The organism is Isoptericola nanjingensis, from assembly GCF_050311635.1.
In the GTDB taxonomy this organism is placed as follows: Bacteria; Actinomycetota; Actinomycetes; order Actinomycetales; family Cellulomonadaceae; genus Isoptericola; species Isoptericola nanjingensis.
The window spans coordinates 127,836-147,302 of record NZ_JBNOZL010000002.1 but is presented as its reverse complement, the minus strand read 5'-3'; the positions used below and the strand labels follow the sequence as shown (position 1 = coordinate 147,302).

Sequence of the window (19,467 nt, the reverse complement as noted above, 5' to 3'; positions counted from 1 at the left end):
CTAAGGAGCGACACATGGCTACCGTCGCCGTCACCGACGACACGTTCAAGGCCGAGGTTCTCGAGTCCGACGTCCCTGTTCTCGTCGACTTCTGGGCGACCTGGTGCGGCCCCTGCCGCATGGTGGCCCCGATCCTCGAGGAGCTCTCGGACGAGTACGAGGGCAAGATCAAGATCGTGAAGCTGGACACCGACGCCAACCAGGCCACCACGATGGCCTACGGCATCACCTCGATCCCGACGCTCAACGTCTACTCCGGCGGCGAGCTCGTGAAGTCCGTGATCGGCGCCCGGCCGAAGCGCGCCCTGCAGGAGGAGATCGAAGCGGTGCTCGCGCCGAGCGCCTGATCTCCTCCGCGAAGGCCGCTGGTGTTTCACGTGAAACACCAGCGGCCTTCGTCATGCCCGGCTGACAGAGCCCGCGGGTACCGCGCAGGAGGGCTCGCCGGTCCGGCTTCGGTCCTCCGCACCTCCGCCGTGCCGAACGACAAGGTCGCCCCGTGGGTCACGCCACGGAAGTCCGTCGCACTGCGCTCTTCGGCACGGTGAGCATCCCGTTCGTCACCGGTGCCGTTGGCCCGCGGCGCCGTGCACCGTGGTCGAGCGTGAGGTCGACCCGCGGCAAGGGCCCCGTCACTCGCCCCCGGGCCCATGACGGCACCTCATCCGGGTGCGACCTGACGTGCCACTCAGCGCACAGGTCTACTCTCGACAGTCCTCGACTGCGCCCGACCGAGCGAGCGCGTTCTGGTTTGCCGGATGTGACCGTGTCGCTCCGATTCTCCTGAGAGTGGCGGATGGCGCGGTACGCCCCGGCCATCGCCCTCGCGGGGGCGGTGGCGGGCGATGGCGGCACGTCGCGCGACGATCGACTCCGGCCCGCGTCCCGGCAGCGTGTCGGGATGAGCCGCTCGGGGCGTCCGCGCCCGCCCGACGACTTCTCGATCCGCCCACCACACATGATTTCAAGGGCGACCCAGCGAGGCCGGCCGATCCAGTGTCGCTACCCCTCGGACCGTGCGCGACGTGCCGAAGCCCGGACTTCACGTGGGCTGGCTCGTCCACGCTCCCCTCCACGCGGTGTGGCCGTGGAATGTCGCCGTCCCGACCCGGGGCCCCGGACCTCGAGATTCTCCGACCGTTCGACGCCTCGACCGGTCAAGGCGAACGAGCCTTCCCCGCTCTTCTCCGATGGCCCCGCGCCGCCCCGCTCCTCGGACCCCGGCGCCCGAACGTCGGGCCGCCGATCACCGTGTATGTCCGCTCTTCAGTGCGCCAACAGGCCTGTGACCTGCCACGATCCAAGGCGCCTGGCTGATGGCGAGCTAGTCCGCGATGTGCCCCCAGCACCAATGCCGGCCTCGGCCTGGCCGTCATCGGAAGCGCGATACCCGCGTCGTCGACGTCGCCGCACCCTCGCACCGAGACCACATTGAGTTCGACCAGTCCGGTCCTCAGCGACCCTGGGATCACCAAAGTCGGCGAACCGGACACCGGGACACCGGGACACCGGGACACCGGGACACCGGGACAACGGGACGAGAGTGCGTGCCTCAGCGCTGACCCTGCTACCTCGGCACCTCGGCACAATGCTGCGGCGGGCTTGCCCTCCACCCCGAGCAAGGGTGCCACCCCATCGAGGTGGTGCCACGTCCGTCTCTGGTGTGGACCAGGCAGCGCTCGGTGGCGGGCGCCCCCCTCCCCCGCCCCCGTGGCCGTGGTCTATGGCGGCTCCTGGCTACCCTGGACGACGCATCCTCGCCTCCCGATCCAGTACCGGCCGCGCCAGCGACCGTTGCGCGCCGCGGGGCGTCGTCCTCCTGCGCTCTCGTTGGGTCGCTCCCCGTCGTGGATGGCGGGCGCGCCCTCGCCATGTGGATCTGGGACACGCCGTCCGCAAGTGGCCTCGTCGACACCACGCGCCGTTTCACGTGAAACGGGACGGCCCGCTCTCGCGTGACGGGCGTCGAGTCGCCTCGGGGGTCACTGGGTACGGTGCCGATCGATGTTTCACGTGGAACGGATCGTGAACCGAAGTGCCATGGGCTCGCCGCCAAGGCACCCCGGTGCATCCGCCGCTTCACGCTCCGCGCGCTGGAACGCCCCTGGCGAACCTCGCGCGCGCCTCACCCTGACGCTCGACCCCGCCGTCGAGATCGAGCTGCGCTGTCGATCGAAGGTGCCGACACCGACCGGCATCTCCCTTCGCGCCGACCATTGACGGCCTCATGCGCGCCGGGGACCGGCAGAAATGGCGTCACCCGCTCACGTCGTGCACAGCGCGTGTGTCGCCGCTCAGTGACCCGCTCCGGCGCCCAGCCAGATGAGTCGACAACCGGCGTGCCGCCCACCCGATTCCGACAGGTAGGAGACGTGCGCTTGACTCTGGCCCTGTCTTTCGCCAGACAGCACACGGTGCCCTTGCCGTGGGCAAGGCAGGTCCGGCGACCGAACTTCCGTACCTCCACCACCCCGCCAGCGCCCCCCGCTCTTGGCCCGACACCGCTCGCCTCGCCCTCACGTGCGCGGCTGCGTCTCTGCTCCCTCGAGCGCCCCGCCCGCCGGGAGCCTCCCGGGCCTTGTCGTCGCGCGGCCACACCCTTGGCTCCTCGCGGGGCTCCCTGCCTCGACCACACCCTCGGTCTCGTCCGACTCCGGGACGCCCACACGTTTCACGTGAAACATGAATCCCGGCGGGCTCCGACGACGAGCCACGACAGGCCGCCGAACCTCACGATGCGCCGTGCGCGGGACGAGACGACCCGCAGGGTACTCATCCGAGCGATATGTCGCCGCCGCTGGCGGTTCTGGGTCGTCGCTGGCACGCAGAACGGGCATCGCTCCTCCGAGGAGCAATGCCCGTCCATGGCGGCCAGGTGTCAGGCGGGTCCCGAACGCAGGAGCCCAGGGTCCTCGGGTGCCATCACGCCCAGAATCCTGTTCAGGTCCTCGACCGAGGCGAACTCCACAGTGAGCCGCCCCTTCGTCTTCCCGATGCTCACCTTCACGCGGGTCTCGAACCGGTCAGCAAGCCGAGTCGCGAGCTCGTCCATCGCCTCGCTGCGCTGACCCGCGCGCGGCGCGCGGCGCGTCGGTGAATCGGTGTCGCCGCTGGTCAGCAGCGTGACGATCTCCTCCGTGGCCCGCACAGAGAGACCCTCGGACACGATCCGCTGCGCCAGTCGCTCGATCTCCGCGCCGTCACTGAGCGAGAGGAGAGCTCGCGCATGACCGGCCGAAAGCACACCTGCGGCGACCCGTCGCTGCACCAACGGGGGCAGCTTCAGGAGACGCAGCGTGTTCGAGATCTGCGGGCGCGACCGGGCGATCCGCGATGCAAGCTCCTCATGAGTGCACCCGAAATCGTCCAGCAGCTGCCGGTAGGCGGCGGCCTCCTCCAAGGGATTCAGCGCCGCACGGTGAAGGTTCTCCAGGAGCGCGTCCCGCAACATGTCGCTGTCGTCGGTCTCGCGGACGATCGCAGGGATCGTCTCGAGTCCTGCAGTCTGGCTGGCGCGCCACCGCCGCTCCCCCATGATGAGCTCGTAGTGCTCGGGATCGGAGGCGTCGGGTCGAACCACGATCGGCTGGAGCACACCGATCTCCGAGATCGACGCCACCAGCTCGTCGAGATCGCCGTCGTCGAAGACGGTCCGCGGCTGCCAGGTGTTGGGACGGATCGACTCCACAGGGAGCTCAGCGAACCGGGCCCCAGGCACCGGCTTGAGCTCCGTTTCACGTGAAACATCGTCTGCAGACCCGACATCCAGGGACGTCGCAGCCTCCGACGCGGCCGACTCCACAGCGGGCGCTGAGGCTTCCGACTCTCCGTGTGCGGACGTTGATTCAGCGGGTTCGTCGACATCCGGGAACTCGATGCTGGTGATCAGGCCTAGCGAGAGACCGTCGGCGCCGAGGGACTCCTCCGCGACACGCTCCGCACCTGGGCCACCGGCGTCGGTCGGAGCATCGGGCTCGTCGGTGAGGACCGAGGCCGAAGCGGCAGACCCTGCGGGTCCGGGCGCCCTCACCTGCGGCTCGCCGCCCGTCCGGATACTCAGGCGACCACCCGCGATCGCCGAGTCCCACGACGCAGACCGTCGCGAAGCGCGCCCGCCGTCCTCTCCATTCTCAGCTGCCGAACGCTCGGCATAGCCGAGAGCGGCAGCACTGCCGCTCTCGGTCGTGTCACGACCCTCACCCGCAGGGAAGAAGACGTCGACCGGACGATCACCTTCCGGCCCGGAAGGGATCAGCGCGCCGAGCCCGCGACCCAGACCACGCTTCTTCTGACTCATGCCCCAGCCTCCTGAACCATCTGGCTCCGCGCTTCCCTGTTCGTGCTGAAGTTACCGCCCCGCCCCCATACAGACGGAGAACCTTCCACATCCCCGCCGCAGTGCCGGGCGCTCCACGTCGCCGCCGCGCGCAATCGCCCTGTCGGCACGCCGCCCCCGACCGTCATCGCAGGTCAGCGCGCTGCGGCGCGCGCTCGGCGAGCTCCCGGGCGGCCTCGAGGTAGGCCAGAGATCCCGTCGAGCTCGGGTCGTAGGTCAGGACGGTCTGCGCGTGGCTCGGAGCCTCGGAGATGCGGACCGAGCGCGGGACAGTGGTACGGAGCGTCTGATCTGGGAAGTGCTCCCGCACCTCCGCCGCGACCTGCTGCGCGAGATTCGTCCGGCCGTCATACATCGTGAGGAGGATCGTCGAGACGCGAAGCACAGGATTCAGGTGCGCCTTGATCAGCTCGATCGACTTGAGCAGCTGGCTGAGACCCTCGAGCGCGTAGTACTCGCACTGGATCGGGATCAACACCTCGCGGCCCACCACGAACGCGTTCACGGTCAGCAGGCCGAGGCTGGGGGGACAGTCGACAAGCACGTAGTCGATCTGGTCCTCTCCCCGCTCCTCTCTCTCGGCCAGATAGGCGTCGAGCGCACGCCGAAGACGTGTTTCACGTGAAACGAGCGAGACGAGCTCGATCTCCGCACCGGAGAGATCGATCGTCGCGGGCACACCGTAGAGTCCTGGAACGGTCGGGCACTCCTGGACCGTGTTGGCGAGCGGCTCGTCCTCGACCAGGACCTCGTAGATCGAAGGCGTCCCGGCACGATGCTCCAAGCCGAGCGCCGTGGACGCGTTCCCCTGCGGGTCGTTGTCGATGACCAGCACCTTCAGGCCCGACTGGGCCAGCCCGGCGGCGATGTTCACTGTGGTCGTCGTCTTCCCGACGCCGCCCTTCTGGTTCGCCACCGTGATGATGCGGGTGCGGGCAGGGCGGGGGAACTGCCGTCCCTGCAGCTCGATCCGACGCCGCGCGTCGATCGCGAGCTGCGCGGCGAGAGGCGTGGACTCGTCGGCCTCGGGGACAGACGCGACGAGCGCAGCCCTGTGTCCGTCGATGGCAGGAGGAAGCCCACCCTGCGCCCAGGACAAAGCTGGCGCGGTTTCACGTGAAACGTGCGGATCACCCGTCGCGGTCCCATCGTTCTGCGGGACGTCGTCGACGTGCTCCGTACTCGTGCTCACGTGCCACTCCTCCGGTTCGTCACAGGGACTGTGCACCCGAGTCGCCGCACGTACGACGCCACGGCCCGGTGCTCCGCGCTCACTCTACGGCCTCACCGGCGTCGTGACGGGTCAAAACTCCGGCCCGTGGACAGGCAGAACGTCCACGGGCCGGAGCGCTAGCGACAGTCAGGCACGCCGCACGCGGAGGATCGTAGTGGGTTCGACGTTGTCGACCGTGCGTCCCTCAAGGATCTCCGGCTCAGCGGTCTTGAAGGACCGCAGCACCTTGCGAGCCGGCTCGATCTCCCGCTCGACGTTGCGACCCTTCAGCACGACCATCGCGCCGCCCTTGCGTACGAGCGGGAGGCTCATCCGCGCGAGCTTGCTCAACGCCGCCACCGCACGCGAGGTCACGGCGTCCACCTCGAAGGCGCCGTGGTACTCCTCCGCGCGCCCGCGCTTCACCAGCACGTTCTCCAGGCCCAGGTTCTCGACGCACTCCTGCAGCCACGCCGTCCGACGTTCCATCGGCTCGATGAGGTGGACCTCGACCTCCGGTCGCTGGATCGCCAGCACGAGGCCGGGGAGACCGGCACCCGAGCCGATGTCTGCCACGGAACGCACGTCGCCCAGGTAGGGCGTCACGGCGGCCGAGTTGAGGATGTGGCGTTCCCACAGGCGCGCGACCTCGCGCGGTCCGATGAGGCCACGCAGCTCGCCCTCGTCCCTCAGGCTCGCGGCATACCGAGCCACCAGCTCGTAGCGGTCACCGAAGTACTCGCGGACGGCGTCGCTCTGACCGAGCTCCGCGTCCTCGTCATCGCCCGTGGGGACCTGTGTCTCGTCGCTCACGATCTCTCCCTTGCATTCCCACCACATGCCGAGAGCCCGTCGTTTCACGTGAAACAACGGGCTCTCGAGACGTCCTTCAGGACTCCGACGCGCCGTCCTGCTCCGCGGCCGGCTGCACCACCACGTACCGTGCCGGCTCCACGCCACGCGAGTCGCTGATCAGGCCCGCCGCCGCGACGGCGTCGTGCACGACCTTGCGCTCGAAGGCGTTGAGCGGGTCGAGCTCGACCTCGCGACCGGACTCGCGCACGGTGCGAATCGCGTCCTCCGCCAGCGCCGTGAGCTCCTGCCGCCGAGCCGCACGGAACCCGGCGATGTCGAGCATCAGCCGGCTCCGCTCCCCCGTCCGCGCCTGAACGGCCAGGCGGGTGAGCTCCTGCAGCGCCTCCAGCACCTCACCGTCACGCCCGACCAGAGCAGAAAGGTCCTCGTCCTCGTCCGCCACGACCTCGACCGCGGCGCGGTCGTGCTGGATGTCGAGGTCGATGTCCCCATCGAGGTCGGCGATGTCGAGCAGCTCTTCGAGGTAGTCCGCCGCGATCTCGCCCTCCTCCTCGAGGCGCTTCGTACGGTCGGGACCGTGCTCCACCGGAGTGTCCGTCGTCATCGGTGTTCGATTCCTCTCGCTGCTCAACGGCGCTTCTGGCGGTTCTTGCGCTTGGGCTGCTCACGCTGCCCACGGGGCTTCTCGGGCTCGGGCTCCGGGGCCGCCTCGATGGCGCCCTTGGCCGCTGCCTTCCGCGCCTGCTTCTCCTTCAGGAGACGCTCCGCCTCCGAGCCGGGAGCCGGCATCTTCTTGATCGTGTAGAACTGCTGGCCCATCGACCAGAGGTTCGAGATGACCCAGTAGATCAGCACGCCGACAGGGAAGTTGATGCCCGAGATCAGGAAGATCACCGGAAGGATGTAGAGCATCATCTTCTGCGTGCTCGCCATCGGCCCCTCGAGGGCAGCCTTGGGCATGTTCTTCATCGTGAGCTGACGCTGGGTGAAGAACATCGTGGCGCTCATCAGGACGATGAGGCAGATGACGACGACGCGCGACGTCATCGAGTCGGTCGTCCGGAAGACGTCGGAGAGCTGCGCTCCGAAGAGGCTCGACGACTCGATGTCGCCGGCGATCCGCTGGTCGATCGGACCGATGGCCTTGTGCGTACCCTCTGCGATGCCCTGCAGGTTGTTGAGGACCCGGAACAGCGCGAAGAAGATCGGGGACTGCAGAAGGATCGGCAGGCACGACGCCATGGGGTTCGTGCCGTGCTTGCGGTAGAGCTCCATGGTCTCGCGGCCCATGGCCTCGCGGGACGCGGGATCGGTCTTGCCCTTGTACTTCTTCTGCACCGCCTGCAGCTCGGGCTGCATCATCTGCATCCCGCGCGAGGCCTTGATCTGCTTGAAGAAGAGCGGGATCAGTGCGATACGGATGACGACCGTCAGGGCGACGATCGAGAACACCCATGCCCAGCCAGGGCCGTCCTGCATCCCGAGGGTCGTGAACAGGGCGTGCGCCCCGTACATGATCCAGGCCACGACCCACTCGATGGGGTAGAGGATGGTGTCGAACATCCCGAATTGTCTCCTCTGTCGGAAAGTCTGCGTCCCCGGCGGCGCGGTCCGGGAGGGTCAGTGGTGTGCTGCGCCGCGGTGCTCGTGACCTGCCGCGTCGACATCGACATGGCGAGAACGAGCGGGTGGGACGTCGTCGACTCCGCCGAGGCTCCACGGGTTGCACCGCAGGATCCGCCACAGAGCGAGGCCGGTTCCCCGTAGCGTCCCGTGCGTACGGATCGCGATGATCGCGTACTGGGAGCACGACGGGTAGTACTTGCAGGTGGGCCCCGTCAGCGGGGAGATCACCGACTGGTAGACGCGCAGGACGCCGATGAGGACGGTCGCCGGGAGGTTCCGCAGCGCGTCGCGCCCGCGGTCGAACGTCGAGGCGGTCACGTCGTCCTCCGGGCGCGCGCGAGGGCGCGCTCGAGGCTGCTCGTGAGGTCCTTGCCGAGCTCCGCATAGGTGGCGCCGCTCGAGGCGGGCAGAGCGCGAACGACCATCCGGGACCCAGGGGGGATGGCGGGAAGGTGCGCCGCGGCGATGTGCCGCAGGCGGCGCTTCACCTGGTTCCGGTGCACGGCGTTCCCCACGGCCTTGGATACGACAAGACCGACCTGTGGCGGGGCATCGCCCGCGACAGCACCGACGCCGGCCTCAAGGCCGGCGTCGGGGTCGACGAGGAGATGCACCACCACGGTCGATCGACCTGCACGCGTGCCACGGCGCACCGTCCGTTCGAAGTCGACGGAACGGCGCAGTCGGTGCGCCGCGGGCAACATCCGTCAGGCAGAGAGCTCGGCGCGACCCTTGCGCCGACGGTTCGCCAGGATGGCGCGGCCGGCGCGGGTGCGCATGCGCAGCCGGAAGCCGTGGGTCTTGGCACGACGGCGGTTGTTCGGCTGGAAAGTCCGCTTGCTCACGAGGTACTCCAAGAAACGTCGGGGAGGCACACCGTCAGTTCCTCGACGATGCAGGTCTTGTCGCAGGTCGGGCTCGCGTACGAGACGTGGAAGCACCGACCGGGCCGACCCGAGGACCGGCAGCCCTGTTAAGGGCGCGCGAAAGGACCTGGAACGGCTGTCCGACGTTACGCCGTGGAGGCCCCTCAGGTCAAACCCGCCCGGGGGCGACCCGGACCGGCTGGTGGCTACGATGTGGAGGACCTCACGCACCTCGGCGCGATGGCGCGCCGTTCGCCCGGTCCGGTCATCGCCCACAGCATTGTCCACAGGTTCCACAGCATGTGGACAACGCTGTGGACGGAGATCTGGCGTGGCAGACTCGCGACCTCGCTGACCATCCCGAACGACCCGAAGGACGACGCCCGTGGCCCAGCCGGACGAGAACATCACCGACGTCTGGGCACACACGCTCGCCACTCTCGAGGCACGGCCGGACATGAGCGCCCGGCAGCTCGCGTTCATCAAGCTCGCGAAGCCGATGGCCATCCTCGAGGACACCGTGTTCATCGCGGTGCCGCACGAGCAGACACGCGCCTACCTCGAGACCAGCGTGCGCGACCAGCTCGTGTCCGCGATGGCCTCCACGCTCGGGCGCGACATCCGCTTCGGCATCACCGTGGACCCGGAGCTGAGCAGCGACACCCTCACCGGACCGTCGCAGGACTACACGGCTCCCCCGGAGCCCGGCATCCCCGACGAGCCGGAGGCGCCCCCGCTGCCGCCGAGCCCCAAGCAGTCGGCCGAGCCGACCCGTCTCAACCCGAAGTACATCTTCGAGACCTTCGTCATCGGATCGTCCAACCGGTTCGCCCACGCCGCCGCCGTCGCCGTCGCCGAGGCCCCGGCCAAGGCGTACAACCCGCTGTTCATCTACGGCGACTCCGGGCTCGGCAAGACGCACCTGCTCCACGCCATCGGCCACTACGCCCACAACCTCTATCCCCATGTGCGCGTGCGGTACGTGAACTCGGAGGAGTTCACCAACGACTTCATCAACAGCATCGGCGAGGGGCGCGCCGGGGCCTTCCAGCGCCGCTACCGCGACGTCGACGTCCTCCTCATCGACGACATCCAGTTCCTCGAGGGCAAGGAACAGACGATGGAGGAGTTCTTCCACACCTTCAACGCCCTCCACAACGCGGACAAGCAGGTGGTGATCACCTCCGACGTCCCGCCCAAGCAGCTGAACGGCTTCGAGGACCGGCTGCGCTCGCGCTTCGAGTGGGGCCTCATCACGGACGTCCAGCCGCCGGACCTCGAGACCCGCATCGCGATCCTGCGCAAGAAGGCCGCGAGCGAGCGGCTCGACGTCCCCGCCGAGGTGCTCAGCTACATCGGCTCGCGCATCTCCACGAACATCCGCGAGCTCGAGGGGGCGCTCATCCGCGTCACGGCCTTCGCGAACCTCAACCGCCAGGCCGTGGACCTGGCCCTCGCGGAGATCGTCCTCAAGGACCTCATCACCGACGACGACACGCAGGAGATCACCCCGTCGATGGTGATCGCCCAGACGGCCGCCTACTTCGGGCTCACGATCGACGACCTGTGCGGTTCCTCCCGCTCGCGCGTGCTCGTCACCGCCCGTCAGATCGCCATGTACCTGTGCCGGGAGCTCACCGACCTGTCGTTGCCGAAGATCGGCCAGCAGTTCGGCGGCCGTGACCACACCACCGTGATGCACGCGAACAAGAAGATCGCGGGCCAGATGGCCGAGCGTCGTTCCACCTACAACCAGGTGACCGAGCTCACGAGCCGCATCAAGCAGCAGCACCGCGGCTGACCTCTTTCCGCACGACGAACCGCCTCACGGGCCCGACCACGCTCTCCACAGGGCTGTGGATCCGGGCCCGTCGGCGTCTCTCCACATGCCTGCCCACAGGGAGATGCCCGGAAACGGCCGGTTGCGCTGCATCTGTCCCCAGGCCTGTGGAGCAATACCGTGGACAAGCGGCGCTGCACGGACACGGGAGAGATTCACACCTGTGGATAACTCTGTGGATGCGTGTGGACCACCGCGGCAGATCCGTGGACGACGACGCCCCGATCGGTGGACGGCTGTGGGTACAGATTCCGTCGCCCACAGGCACAAGGTGTTGTCCACAGCGGCGCCCCCACGGCCTCCACACCCTGAACAGCCCTCTGACCTGCACAAACGTCCGTCATCCCCAGATTCCACAACCCCGATGACGATGACGAACGTTTGATCATCAAGAAATTCCCCACACCTTCATCAGGGCGGCGAGGCGATCCAGGGCGGTCCCGCCCCTCAGCCTGAGGATCACGTGCCGAAGAGCCCCTGTCTCGCGTAGGGTTTGGCTCGGACGACGAGGCAGGTCGGGTCATGACGACGGTCCGGGCCGGTCCCGGGCCACCGGCCCCACGCCCGCACGTCCGCTTCGATCGACAAGGGTCGACAACGCGAGGAGTGGGATGAAGTTCCGGGTTGAGCGTGACGTCCTGGCCGAGGCCGTGACCTGGACGGCGCGCACGCTCCCCACGCGCCCTCCGGCACCGGTGCTCGCGGGCGTACGCATCGAGGTCGACACGGCCGGCACGATCTGGCTGTCCAGCTTCGACTACGAGGTGTCCGCGCGGGCGGAGATCCCCGCCGAGGTCTCCGAGCCGGGGACGGTGCTCGTCTCAGGACGGCTGCTGGCCGAGATCTCCCGGGCCCTGCCCCACAAGCCTGTGGACGTCACCCTCGAGGGCACGAAGGTGGTCCTGACGTGCGGCGCCTCGCGCTTCACCCTGCTGACCATGCCGGTGGAGGACTACCCGACGCTGCCGCAGATGCCCGAGCTGAGCGGCACGGTGACCGGCGACGCGCTCACGCACGCCGTCGCCCAGGTCAGCGTGGCCGCGAGCCGCGACGACACGCTCCCCCTGCTCACCGGCGTGAGGATGGAGATCGAGGGCGAGCGCATCACCCTCATCGCCACCGACCGGTACCGCCTGGCACTGCGTGAGCTCACCTGGACGCCGGCCACGCCGGGCTACTCGGCCGTCGCGCTCGTGCGGGCCCGCACCCTGACCGACGTCGCGAAGTCGCTCGGTGGGGGCGGGGGCCTCGTCAACGTGGGCCTGTCCACGGGCCAGGGCGTCGACCTCATCGGCTTCGAGGCCGGCGGCCGCCACACGACGTCGCAGCTCGTCGACGGCGACTACCCGCCCGTGCGGCGTCTCTTCCCGGACGCGACGCCGATCCACGCCGTCGTGGCCACCGCGCCGCTCATCGAGGCCTCCAAGCGCGTGTCCCTCGTGGCGGAGCGCAACACGCCGATCCGGCTGTCGTTCACGGACGGTCAGGTCGTGCTCGACGCAGGGCAGGGCGACGACGCGCAGGCGTCCGAGGCCCTCGAGGCGGTGCTGGTGGGCGAGGACATCCAGGTCGCGTTCAACCCGCAGTTCCTGCTGGACGGGCTCGGGGCGCTCGGTACCGACTTCGTCCGGCTGTCGTTCACGCACCCGAACAAGCCTGTGGAGTTCACCGGCCAGGAGTCGCTCGACGGCGAGGACTCGTCGGAGTACCGCTACCTGCTCGTGCCGATCCGCTTCGCCGGCTGAGCTCGTCCTGCCCGCTCGCCCGTACCGCACCCGGAGGAACCCATGGTCAGCCACATCGGACTCGTCGGTCTGGGCAAGATGGGCAACAACATGCGCGAGCGGCTGCGCCGCGGCGGCATCGAGGTCACCGGGTACGACCCGCGGCCCGAGGTGTCGGACGTCGCGTCGCTCGCGGATCTCGTGGCCGCGCTGCCCGCGGACCGTCGCGTCGTGTGGGTGATGGTGCCGGCCGGCGACCCGACGCGCGGCGTGGTGCAGGAGCTGGGCACGCTGCTGGGCGAGGGTGACGTCGTCGTCGAGGGCGGGAACTCGCACTACCCCGAGGACCAGGCGCGCGCGGCAGAGCTGGCCGAGCACGGGATCGGCTACGTCGACGTGGGCGTCTCCGGCGGCGTGTGGGGTCTGGAGAACGGGTACGGCCTGATGTGCGGCGGCGACCGCGCGCACGTCGAGACGCTCATGCCCGTCTTCGACGCGCTGCGGCCCGAGGGCCCCCGCGAGGAGGGTTTCGTGCACGCCGGCGAGGTGGGCGCGGGGCACTTCGCGAAGATGGTCCACAACGGCATCGAGTACGGCCTCATGCAGAGCTACGCGGAGGGCTACGAGCTGCTCGCCGCCAAGGACATCGTCACGGACGTGCACGGCACGATGAAGGCGTGGATGCGCGGCACGGTCGTGCGGTCGTGGCTGCTCGACCTCATGGTGAAGGCGCTCGAGGAGGACCCGGCGCTGGCGGCGATCGACGACTGGGTGGACGACTCGGGCGAGGGCCGCTGGACGGTCGACGAGGCCATCGACAACGCGGTGCCGCTGCCCGTGATCTCCGCGGCGCTGTTCGCGCGCTTCGCGTCCCGGCAGGACGAGTCCCCGGCGATGAAGGCCGTGGCCGCGCTGCGCCAGCAGTTCGGCGGGCACGCGGTCAAGCCCGCGCAGTGAGGCCGGCGGTGGCAGGCCGCCGAGCAGGGTAGATGTACGTCTCCCACCTCTCCCTCCTCGACTTCCGCTCGTACGCCGCGGCCGACGTCGAGCTCGAGCCTGGCCCGAACGCGTTCGTCGGGCGCAACGGCCAGGGCAAGACCAACCTCGTCGAGGCGATCGGCTACGTGGCGACCCTCGGCAGCCACCGGGTCGCGAACGACACCCCCCTCATCAAGGCGGGCGCGGAGCGGGCGGTGGTCCGGACGCGGATCGTGCGCGGGGACCGGGCGTCGACCGTCGAGCTGGAGATCACCGCCGGCAAGGCGAACCGGGCCCGCGTGAACCGTGGGCAGCTCGGACGGGCGCGTGACGTGCTCGGCATCCTGCGGACGGTGCTCTTCGCGCCCGAGGACCTCGCGCTCGTCAAGGGCGACCCCGACGGCCGGCGCCGCTTCCTCGACCAGCTGGTCGTGCAGCTCCTCCCCCGCGCTGCCGGCCTGCTGGGCGACTACGAGCGCGTGGTGCGGCAGCGGTCGGCGCTGCTCAAGTCGCTCCGCGGGGCGCGCCGGTCCGGCGCAGGCGCTGTGGACACCAGCACCCTCGAGGTCTGGGACGCCCGGGCGGCGCAGCTCGGCGGGCAGATCCTTGCGATGCGCCTCGCGCTGGTGGAGGCCCTGCGACCGCACGTCGCGGCCGCGTACGAGCAGGTCAGCGACGCCGACGGCGACGCGCAGCTCGCGTACCGCTCGAGCGTCCCCGGCGCCACGGACGGCGCGACGCCCGCCGCGGAGGACCTGGAGAAGGCGATCCTCGCGGCGATGGCGGAGGCGCGTGCCCAGGAGCTGGAACGCGGCGTCAGCCTCGTCGGGCCGCACCGCGACGACCTGGTCCTCACCCTCGGTGGGCTGCCGGCCAAGGGGTACGCGAGCCACGGGGAGTCGTGGTCGTTCGCACTGGCGCTGCGGCTCGCGTCGTACCGGCTGCTCGGCGGCGGCGACGACCCGGAGCACGTGCCGGACGCCGCGTTCTGGGACCCCGACCTCGACACGGACGCCGACCCCGTGCTGATCCTGGACGACGTGTTCGCCGAGCTCGACGTGCGACGTCGCGAGCGGCTGGCGGAGCTCGTCGCGCCGGCTCGCCAGGTGCTCGTCACGGCCGCCGTGCCCGACGACGTCCCGCCGGGGCTGCTCGGTGCGCGGTACGAGGTCACCCCCGGCCAGGTGCGTCGTGCGACGTGACGACGGCGCGACCGTCGAGGGCGACCTCCCCGAGGACGACGGGAGCACGGGCGGCCCGTCGTCCCGCGCCGAGGACCCGCGCCCGGTCACGGACCGCACCGAGCTGACGCCGCCGTCGGCGGTCGCGCGAGAGGCCCTCAACCGCGCGAAGGCGGCGGCGCGGGCCAAGGGACTCCGGCCCGGCTCGCCGGCGCGCCGCTCCCCCCTCGCAGAGCCACGTCTGTCCGGGCAGGGACCCGGCGCCCGCGACCCGCAGCTCCTGTCGGAGGTGCTGGGGCGCCTCATGCGGGACAAGGGGTGGACGGCGGACGTGTCCGTCGGCGGCGTGATCGGGCGCTGGCGCGAGGTGGTGGGCGACCAGGTCGCCGACCACTGTCAGCCGGAGACCTTCGAGCAGAAGGTGCTCGTGGTGCGGGCCGACTCGACCGCCTGGGCCACGCAGGTGAGGCTGCTGGTGCCGACCCTGCTCCGCCGGCTCGAGGAAGAGGTCGGCGAGGGCGTCGTCGAGCAGGTCACCGTGCTCGGGCCCGCCGGGCCGGGCTTCCGCCGCGGACGACGCACGGTGCGCGGCCCGGGACCGCGCGACACGTACGGCTGAGGGTTCGGGACCGCGCGGACATGACGACGGGGCCCGGCCGCTGGTGCGGCCGGGCCCCGTCGTCGTGCTCGCGGGACGTCAGTGCTGGATGCGGCGACGCAGCCAGAACAGCACGCCGCCGCCGACGATCAGCAGCGCGGCGATCCCGGCGAAGACGCCGACCGTCGCACCCGTCTGCGGGAGCTCGTCGGCCGTCTCCGCCGCGGCCGGCGGGACCTCGGCGTCGTCCGCGACGACGTCCACGTCCGCGCCGCCGGCGCCGACCGGGTTGGCGCACTCGGTGCTCGCCTCCGGGTAGCTCACGAGCTGCGAGTACTCGGGGTTGACCTCGAAGAGCACCTCGACGCCCTCACGGGTCCAGGCGTAGTTGCCGTCCGTCTCGGCGTAGGAGCCGTCGTCCTGCTGCTCCCAGCCCGGCCACTGCTTCGGCGCCGTGTCCGAGGCACCCGGCCACAGCAGCTGGCCCTCCAGCGGCTGGTCGGTGGCGACGTAGTTCTCGCCACCCTCCGGGTGGATGAACGTGATGGTCAGCGGGGTCTCGTCGTCGACCTCGATGCCCTCGGGCAGCGAGACGCCGTAGTCGAGGTAGGGCGTGTCGCCCACGCACACGGCACCGATGTCACCCGGGATCAGCGCGCACGACTCCTCCGACGGGACGAGCTGCTCGATCGGGAAGATCACGTCGCCACCCTCGGTGCGGGTGTAGCCGCCCAGGTCGTCGCCGAACGTGCGTCCCTCGGTCGGCACCGCGAGCACGCCCTGCTCGGTGGTCAGGTAGGTGACGTCCGCGGTGTCCGCGGGGAGGATGACGTCCGACGCGACCGCGCCGCAGACGTCGAGGGCGTCCGGGGCCTGCGGAACGACGGTCTGAGGCTCCTCGACGACCGGGACCTCCGGCTCGGTCGGGGTGGCGCAGTCCTCGGCGGACGGCAGCTCGATGCCGAAGTCGCTGAGCTCCTGGTGCTGCCAGTCGACCAGGTGCCCGTCCATGGACGAGCCGTCGGGGTAGGTGATCGTCTCCGGCATCGTGTACTCGTCCACGCCGCCGCGCACCAGGTCCTGCTGGATGCCCCACCCGGTGCACAGGTCGATGTCGTCGAGCGCGTCCGTCTCCGGGAGCTCGGTGTACCAGTGCTGGTCGTTCTTGAGCTCGTCCTCGGGAACGGTGAGCGGCGTCGTGCCGAGGAGCTGCTGCTCGCCGGAGTTCTCCCACGCGGCAGGCTTGTCCTTGTCGAGCTTCGGGTACAGGTAGATGCCGACCTGGACGTCGGTGACCTCCGGAGCCGGGCACGCCTTGGTGCTCTCGCCGTAGGACCAGTCGTACTGGGTGCCGTTGTGGCCGTCCCATGCATCGACCTCGACGGTCCACCGGGAACTGCCGGAGATGTCGATCTTGTCGTTGTGGTACCCGGTCCCGAAGGACTCCTCGACCACGGTCTTGTCGTCGACCTTCACCTTCACGGTGTTGGTCCGGCCGTCGTGGCCGTTGGCGTATGCCGCCAGGTTCACGGTGAGCGTGTCGCAAGTGGCCGACGCTCCGGGGGTGTGGGCGGAGGCCGGCGCCGCGGTGGCGACGAGCATCCCTCCGACGGCGAGCGTCGTCGCGGCGACGCCGGCCAGAGTCCTCTTCACTGTGGGGTTGTCCCTTCGGTGGTGACCGGTGCACGGGCGCGCGCCAGTCGACGTGCGAAACGGGGAGTCGTGGGGTAGTACACCAGTTTTTGGAGTAAATCGGGAGAGCCGTTGATAACGGTCAGAGCACAAAAAACCGACGTTCCGGAAGAGCCGCTCCGATCACCCCCCAACTGTGGACAACCTTGGGGACAAACCTGTGGACAAGGCTGTGGAGAGCGCGCTTTCCACGACCTGTGGACAACGTGTGCGGAACTTCCCTCCAGCGGCGTCAATCCGCCGTTTCCTTGCCTCCGGCAGGTAGACTGGGACGGTCATTCCGGGTCGTGCTGCGACCTCTCGCACGGCTCGGTCGAGCGCAGCCCGGAACCTGAGAGCCGCGCCGCCTGCACACCGCACGAAGCGTCGGCGCGTGCACGACGACCGAGGAGCAGCTCCGCCTGTGGCAGACCGAACCGACACCCCCCGTCCCGACACTGTCGCCAACGGAGCCAACGAAGCAGCCGGACCGGGGAACGGGTACGACGCCGGCAACATCACCGTCCTGGAGGGCCTCGAGGCCGTCCGCAAGCGCCCGGGCATGTACATCGGCTCCACGGGCGAGCGGGGCCTGCACCACCTGGTCTACGAGATTGTGGACAACTCTGTGGACGAGGCCCTCGCGGGTCACGCCGACAGCGTCGAGGTGACCCTCCTCGCCGACGGCGGTGTCCGGGTCCGCGACAACGGCCGAGGCATCCCCGTCGCGATGCACCCCACCGAGGGCAAGCCCACGCTCGAGGTCGTCATGACGATCCTGCACGCGGGCGGCAAGTTCGGTGGCGGCGGCTACGCCGTCTCCGGCGGGCTGCACGGCGTGGGCATGTCGGTCGTGAACGCGCTGTCCACCCGCTTCGTGTCCCAGGTGAAGCGCGACGGCTTCCACTGGCAGCAGGAGTACCGCGACGGCGGCGAGCCCGTCACCGAGGTGCAGAAGCTCGAGCCGCTGGCCGAGGGCGAGGCCACCGGGACCACGCAGACGTTCTGGGCCGACGACTCGATCTTCGAGACCACGGAGTACGACTTCGAGACGCTGCGCTCGCGCTTCCAGCAGTACGCCTTCCTCAACAAGGGCCTGAAGATCACGCTGCGCGACGAGCGCGCCGGTCACGCCGTCGCGGACGACGAGGTCGCGGGCCGGGCCCCGGACGGCGCGGACACCGACGTCACGGCCGCCGACGGTGGCGCCGACGTCGAGGACGCGAACCCCGTCCGTACGGTGACGTACCGCTACGACAACGGCCTCACGGACTACGTGGCGCACATCAACGCGGCCAAGAAGTCCGAGCTCATCCACCCCGAGATCATCGACGTGGAGTCGGAGGACACGGAGCGGAAGATCTCGGTCGAGATCGCGATGCAGTGGACCAGCGCGTACAGCGAGTCGGTGCACACGTTCGCGAACACGATCTCGACCACCGAGGGCGGCACGCACGAGGAGGGCTTCCGTGCGGCGCTCACCACCCTGGTGAACAGCTACGCCCGCGACAAGCAGATCATCAAGGAGAAGGACGACAACCTCACGGGCGACGACATCCGCGAGGGCCTCACCGCCGTCATCTCCGTCAAGCTCGGCGAGCCCCAGTTCGAGGGCCAGACCAAGACGAAGCTCGGCAACACCGAGGCGAAGACGTTCGTGCAGCGCGTGGTGCGCGAGAAGCTCGTGGACTGGTTCGACGCCCACCCGACCGAGGCGCGCGACATCATCCGCAAGGCCATCCAGGCGTCGCAGGCCCGCATCGCGGCCCGCAAGGCGCGCGAGGCCACGCGACGCAAGGGGATCCTCAGCTCGGGCGGGATGCCCGGCAAGCTCAAGGACTGCCAGTCGAACCGCGCCGAGGACTGCGAGGTCTACATCGTCGAGGGCGACTCGGCCGGCGGCTCCGCCGTCCGTGGTCGCAACCCGCACAACCAGGCGATCCTGCCGCTGCGCGGCAAGATCCTCAACGTCGAGCGGGCCCGGCTGGACAAGGCTCTCTCCAACCAGGAGATCCAGTCCCTCATCACGGCGTTCGGCACGGGCATCGGGGAGGACTTCGACATCTCGAAGCTCCGGTACCACAAGATCGTGCTGATGGCCGATGCCGACGTCGACGGCCAGCACATCTGCACGCTGCTGCTCACCCTGCTGTTCCGCTACATGCGCCCGCTCATCGAGCACGGCCACGTGTACCTGGCGCAGCCGCCCCTGTACCGGCTCAAGTGGTCGAACGCGCCGCACGACTACGTGTACTCCGACCGTGAGCGGGACGCGTTCCTCAAGGAGGGCCTGGCGGCCGGCAAGCGGATCCCCAAGGAGAACGGCATCCAGCGCTACAAGGGCCTGGGCGAGATGGACTACACCGAGCTCTGGGACACCACCATGGACCCGGAGCACCGCACGTTGCTGCAGGTGACCATGGACGACGCGGCCGCGGCCGACGAGATCTTCTCGGTGCTCATGGGCGAGGACGTCGAGTCCCGCCGCAGCTTCATCCAGCGCAACGCCAAGGACGTCCGTTTCCTCGACATCTAGCGGCGGACGACGACGTCGTACAACCCGTACGCACGTCGTTGTACACCAGCCGAGCATGATCTCGAGGACGACGGAACCCGCG

16 protein-coding genes are annotated in these 19,467 nt (G+C 69.6%); 7 read left to right on the top strand and 9 right to left on the bottom strand.

All coding sequences use genetic code 11. The features are described 5' to 3' along the window. Window positions 1-14: 14 nt before the first annotated feature. A complete protein-coding gene (gene trxA, locus ACQP6G_RS03520) occupies window positions 15-347 on the top strand; it encodes a thioredoxin (RefSeq protein WP_429762817.1) in 333 nt (110 codons plus the stop codon). 2,531 nt (window positions 348-2,878) lie between these two features. Here the strand turns inward: trxA and ACQP6G_RS03515 are convergent. From ACQP6G_RS03515 to rpmH, 8 genes are all read right to left on the bottom strand, one after another. Then, window positions 2,879-4,297: a ParB/RepB/Spo0J family partition protein gene (locus tag ACQP6G_RS03515; protein WP_429762816.1), complete on the bottom strand. Its 1,419-nt coding sequence runs from the start codon at window positions 4,295-4,297 to the stop codon at window positions 2,879-2,881. 163 nt (window positions 4,298-4,460) lie between these two features. After that, window positions 4,461-5,402, bottom strand: a complete 942-nt coding sequence (locus tag ACQP6G_RS03510) for a ParA family protein (protein WP_429763209.1) — start codon at window positions 5,400-5,402, stop codon at window positions 4,461-4,463. A gap of 294 nt (window positions 5,403-5,696) precedes the next feature. After that, on the bottom strand, window positions 5,697-6,362 hold the full coding sequence (gene rsmG / locus ACQP6G_RS03505; RefSeq protein WP_429762815.1) for a 16S rRNA (guanine(527)-N(7))-methyltransferase RsmG: 666 nt from the start codon (window positions 6,360-6,362) through the stop codon (window positions 5,697-5,699). Between the two features lie 76 nt (window positions 6,363-6,438). After that, a complete protein-coding gene (locus tag ACQP6G_RS03500) occupies window positions 6,439-6,969 on the bottom strand; it encodes a Jag family protein (RefSeq protein ID WP_429762814.1) in 531 nt (176 codons plus the stop codon). A 23-nt stretch (window positions 6,970-6,992) separates the two neighbouring features. Beyond that, window positions 6,993-7,928, bottom strand: coding sequence for a membrane protein insertase YidC (gene yidC, locus ACQP6G_RS03495; RefSeq protein ID WP_429762813.1), 936 nt, complete (start codon window positions 7,926-7,928; stop codon window positions 6,993-6,995). 57 nt (window positions 7,929-7,985) lie between these two features. Next, window positions 7,986-8,309, bottom strand: a complete 324-nt coding sequence (yidD, locus tag ACQP6G_RS03490) for a membrane protein insertion efficiency factor YidD (RefSeq protein ID WP_429762812.1) — start codon at window positions 8,307-8,309, stop codon at window positions 7,986-7,988. After that, the gene (gene rnpA / locus ACQP6G_RS03485) at window positions 8,306-8,695 is read right to left on the bottom strand and encodes a ribonuclease P protein component (protein ID WP_429762811.1); all 390 of its coding nucleotides are present in this window, start codon (window positions 8,693-8,695) and stop codon (window positions 8,306-8,308) included. The genes yidD and rnpA overlap by 4 nt, the downstream gene beginning before the upstream one ends. Before the next feature lie 3 nt (window positions 8,696-8,698). Next, window positions 8,699-8,836, bottom strand: coding sequence for a 50S ribosomal protein L34 (gene rpmH / locus ACQP6G_RS03480; protein ID WP_013840089.1), 138 nt, complete (start codon window positions 8,834-8,836; stop codon window positions 8,699-8,701). A gap of 406 nt (window positions 8,837-9,242) precedes the next feature. Between rpmH and dnaA the strand changes: the two genes are divergently transcribed. The 5 genes from dnaA to ACQP6G_RS03455 all read left to right on the top strand — a co-directional run bounded on the left by dnaA (window position 9,243) and on the right by ACQP6G_RS03455 (window position 15,199). Further along, window positions 9,243-10,658: a chromosomal replication initiator protein DnaA gene (gene dnaA / locus ACQP6G_RS03475; RefSeq protein WP_429762809.1), complete on the top strand. Its 1,416-nt coding sequence runs from the start codon at window positions 9,243-9,245 to the stop codon at window positions 10,656-10,658. A 650-nt stretch (window positions 10,659-11,308) separates the two neighbouring features. After that, a complete protein-coding gene (dnaN, locus tag ACQP6G_RS03470; RefSeq protein ID WP_429762808.1) occupies window positions 11,309-12,442 on the top strand; it encodes a DNA polymerase III subunit beta in 1,134 nt (377 codons plus the stop codon). Between the two features lie 42 nt (window positions 12,443-12,484). Then, complete coding sequence (gene gnd / locus ACQP6G_RS03465; protein WP_429762807.1) at window positions 12,485-13,378, top strand: phosphogluconate dehydrogenase (NAD(+)-dependent, decarboxylating); 894 nt, start codon at window positions 12,485-12,487, stop codon at window positions 13,376-13,378. 32 nt (window positions 13,379-13,410) lie between these two features. Further along, the gene (recF, locus tag ACQP6G_RS03460) at window positions 13,411-14,601 is read left to right on the top strand and encodes a DNA replication/repair protein RecF (RefSeq protein WP_429762806.1); all 1,191 of its coding nucleotides are present in this window, start codon (window positions 13,411-13,413) and stop codon (window positions 14,599-14,601) included. Window positions 14,602-14,704: 103 nt separating this feature from the next. Next, window positions 14,705-15,199, top strand: coding sequence for a DciA family protein (locus tag ACQP6G_RS03455; protein ID WP_429763208.1), 495 nt, complete (start codon window positions 14,705-14,707; stop codon window positions 15,197-15,199). Window positions 15,200-15,277: 78 nt separating this feature from the next. Here the strand turns inward: ACQP6G_RS03455 and ACQP6G_RS03450 are convergent, their stop codons facing one another. After that, window positions 15,278-16,831, bottom strand: coding sequence for an LPXTG cell wall anchor domain-containing protein (locus ACQP6G_RS03450; RefSeq protein WP_429762805.1), 1,554 nt, complete (start codon window positions 16,829-16,831; stop codon window positions 15,278-15,280). A gap of 442 nt (window positions 16,832-17,273) precedes the next feature. Between ACQP6G_RS03450 and gyrB the strand changes: the two genes are divergently transcribed. Then, window positions 17,274-19,385 (top strand): DNA topoisomerase (ATP-hydrolyzing) subunit B, encoded by a 2,112-nt coding sequence (gyrB, locus tag ACQP6G_RS03445; protein ID WP_429762804.1) that lies wholly within the window; start codon window positions 17,274-17,276, stop codon window positions 19,383-19,385. Window positions 19,386-19,467: the final 82 nt, after the last annotated feature.

Coding starts and splice junctions, on each gene's coding strand:
- trxA (WP_429762817.1), top strand. CDS start 15: ATGGCTACCGTCGCCGTCACCGACGACACGTTCAAGGCCGAGGTTCTC.
- ACQP6G_RS03515 (WP_429762816.1), bottom strand. CDS start 4,297: ATGAGTCAGAAGAAGCGTGGTCTGGGTCGCGGGCTCGGCGCGCTGATC.
- ACQP6G_RS03500 (WP_429762814.1), bottom strand. CDS start 6,969: ATGACGACGGACACTCCGGTGGAGCACGGTCCCGACCGTACGAAGCGC.
- yidC (WP_429762813.1), bottom strand. CDS start 7,928: ATGTTCGACACCATCCTCTACCCCATCGAGTGGGTCGTGGCCTGGATC.
- rnpA (WP_429762811.1), bottom strand. CDS start 8,695: ATGTTGCCCGCGGCGCACCGACTGCGCCGTTCCGTCGACTTCGAACGG.
- dnaN (WP_429762808.1), top strand. CDS start 11,309: ATGAAGTTCCGGGTTGAGCGTGACGTCCTGGCCGAGGCCGTGACCTGG.
- gnd (WP_429762807.1), top strand. CDS start 12,485: ATGGTCAGCCACATCGGACTCGTCGGTCTGGGCAAGATGGGCAACAAC.
- recF (WP_429762806.1), top strand. CDS start 13,411: ATGTACGTCTCCCACCTCTCCCTCCTCGACTTCCGCTCGTACGCCGCG.